Origin of the sequence: Rhodopirellula sp. UBA1907, assembly GCF_002337565.1 — a bacterium.
Lineage (GTDB): Bacteria > Planctomycetota > Planctomycetia > Pirellulales > Pirellulaceae > Rhodopirellula > Rhodopirellula europaea.
In genome coordinates this window covers 82,408-85,379 of record NZ_DDGH01000034.1, presented here as the reverse complement: position 1 = coordinate 85,379, position 2,972 = coordinate 82,408, and the positions used below count along the sequence as shown (strand labels likewise).

3 protein-coding genes are annotated in these 2,972 nt (G+C 56.9%); all 3 read left to right on the top strand.

Features of this window, described 5'->3' with window-relative positions:
* Window positions 1–327: 327 nt before the first annotated feature.
* Complete coding sequence (locus B2R17_RS07965; protein WP_007328727.1) at window positions 328–915, top strand: response regulator; 588 nt, start codon at window positions 328–330, stop codon at window positions 913–915.
* Window positions 902–2,233: a sensor histidine kinase gene (locus B2R17_RS07960; RefSeq protein ID WP_286763553.1), complete on the top strand. Its 1,332-nt coding sequence runs from the start codon at window positions 902–904 to the stop codon at window positions 2,231–2,233. The genes B2R17_RS07965 and B2R17_RS07960 overlap by 14 nt, the downstream gene beginning before the upstream one ends.
* A 114-nt stretch (window positions 2,234–2,347) precedes the next feature.
* On the top strand, window positions 2,348–2,972 hold a 625-nt coding region (locus B2R17_RS07955), incomplete at its 3' end, for an amidase (RefSeq protein WP_286763552.1).

Genomic DNA, 2,972 nt, shown 5'->3' with positions numbered 1-2,972 from the left:
GCAAATTCGCATTTTCAAACAATCACCAGCCACTGCGCCGGTGAGCCGCCCAATCAACCTTGACCCATCTTGCCTGAACTGTATGATTTGCCGTAGTGGCAAGCCAGGGAAGTGCGGTCGCTTGTGACCCTTGCGAGTTCGGCGAATTTTAAGTGCGTTTGTGACTCTAGTGGGTTGAAGTGCTAGTGCATCATCCCCGCGGTTTTGCTAATTGGAGTGACGGAGTGAAGCTGGGTGCTTCGGTGAGAGTTTTCTCTGACCACCCACCGGCTTCGCGCTTTCCTCATTTCGGTATTGGGCTACCCCACAGGGAGGACGGTTCCCGCCATGACCACAAAAACGGTATTCACGACTGGCGAAGCAGCCAAGATCTGCAAAGTCAGTCAACAGACGATCATCCGTTGTTTCGACAACGGTTCGCTGAAGGGTTTCCGTGTCCCAGGAAGCAAGTTCCGACGGATCCCCCGTGAGCAGTTGTTTCTGTTCATGAAGGACAACGGGATCCCAACCGATGCCTTGGAAAGCGGTAAAAAGAAACTGCTGATCGTCGATGACGACCAAGACTTGGTCGACTTGATGCAGGACGGATTCCAACGCGATGCTCGGTTCGACATCCGCACCGCCAACAACGGCTTTGACGCCGGGATGGGTGTGAAGGAATTTCGGCCTGACCTCGTGATCCTCGACGTTATGCTTCCCGATATCAATGGGAAGGAAGTTTGCCAAAGAGTCCGCAGTGATCCATCGATGGACACCGTGAAGATTCTGTGCATCTCGGGGATGGTCGAGCACAGCAAGGTCGACGGTTTGAAAGCCGCCGGTGCCAACGACTTCATGCAGAAGCCGTTCTCGATTGACGACTTGGTCGGCCGCGCTTGCACTTTGCTCGAAATGGATCGCGGTGTCATCGGCTGATCTGTTTGCTGGTTGGCTGCCTCCCATCGTCATCCAGCGTGACGAGGGGACGGCGAATCCATCGCACGAAGAACGCATTTGGTTACCGATGCGTTCCAGTTCGTCGGCAACATTGCTGCACGCGTTGGTTTCTCGCGACATCAGCGCCACGTTTCGGCGTCAGTTACGGAATACACTTCGGCACGATCCCGCTCTGTGTCTATTCACCGCTGCAAAACTGGTGCAAGAACACGAACGTGGTTGGCGTCCGATCGCGGGACAGTGGACCACCAAACAATTGGCGGATTGGTGGGTGCGTCATAGTGCAGAGATATGGGATGGCTCCGCTTTCCTGTCATGCCCTGACATCCAAACCGGCGAAAGCCTGCTGCAACGATTCATGCGACTGGATCAGCATTTCCAGACGCTGCCGTTTTCGCGTTGGCTGCTCGAATCCGATCTTTGGTGGAAAGCAGCGGGCTTGTCACGGCGATCCAGCATTTGCCAATCACTGCATTCGATCCGCTTGATCGACTCGGACCAATCCAAGTCATCTTCGGAACCGATCAAACACGCGTCCAATCAAGATGCCCATGTGGCGTTCGGCAAAGTGACCGCCATGGCTGCGGAACGCCAACGCTTGCAGGGTGAGTTTTCAGATTCGCTCGAATCCGTTCGACGTGATTTGGCAAAGCAACTCGCGTACGGATTGTCTCACGAGATCAACAATCCACTGGCAAACATCGCGACTCGAGCTCAGGGATTGATCGCGTCGGCATCGGGAACCCAACAAGCAGACTCGTTGCAACGAATCGTCGACCAGTCCTACCGGGCTCACGCGATGATCGCGGACCTCATGTTCTACGCTCATCCACCCGAGCCACAGTTTGAATCGGGATTCTCTGCGAAGCATATTGTCGACGAAGTCATCACTCCGATGCGACCGTCGCTTCAACGCGATGCGATTTCTATCGATGTCGATGTGCCATCCTCGCTGAAGTGCGATGGGGACCCGAATATGTTCGGCGAGGCCATCCGGGCTTTGGTTCTCAACGCGATCGAGTCGATAGGCGTTGAAGGCCAAATCGTCATTTCCGTCGAAGCCGACTCCGACGCCAAACGCTGTCTGCTTCGAATTTCGGACAGTGGTCAAGGGCTGACGCCGGACGATGCCGCCCGCGCGTTTGATCCGTATTTCAGCGGACGAGAAGCCGGCCGCGGACTCGGCTTATCGCTTTGTCGCGTTCACCGGATTGCGGAACTTCACGGCGGGGCGATCCAATTGCATCCGGCATTGATAGGCTGCGTCGCCGAGCTTTCTTGGCCGATGCACGTCTGACGAGCCGCTTGCCAAGTGTGAATCCAGCCGCATTCCAATCCGGCGTCGGATCGCCGATACTGCCGCCTCGCAAACCATTCACGCTCCTTTCCACGCGACCAAGACGGTTCGTTCATGTTGCATTCGGCCTCGGAAATTCTGAAACAGCTCGATTCCGGCGAAGTCACCGCAGTCGAGGTCATCGGACAATCTCTCGCAGCCATCCGAGCTTCTCAGCCGACGATCAATGCGTTCACGCACGTTGCCGAAGAAACCGCGATGCAAGCCGCGGAAGCCGTGGACGCCGATCGAAGAGCAGGCAAAACTCTGGGACCGTTGGCAGGCCTGCCCGTCGCGATCAAAGATGTCCTTTGCACCTCGGACATGCCGACCACCTGCTCTTCGAAGATGCTGGAAGGTTTCATCCCGCCATACGATGCGACCGTGGTCGCTCGATTGAAAAACGCGGGTGCGATCGTCGTTGGCAAAACCAACATGGACGAATTCGCGATGGGTGCCAGCACCGAAACCAGCGCGATGGGCGTGACCGGCAACCCTTGGAACACCACCAAAACTCCCGGCGGAAGCAGCGGTGGAGCTGCCGCGGCGGTCGCGGCCGGCACCGTCCCACTGAGCTTGGGCACCGACACCGGAGGATCGATCCGGCAACCGGCAGCATTCTGCGGCATCACGGGTTTGAAACCCACCTACGGTCGAGTCAGCCGGTATGGTTTGGTCGCGTTTGCCAGCAGCCTCGATC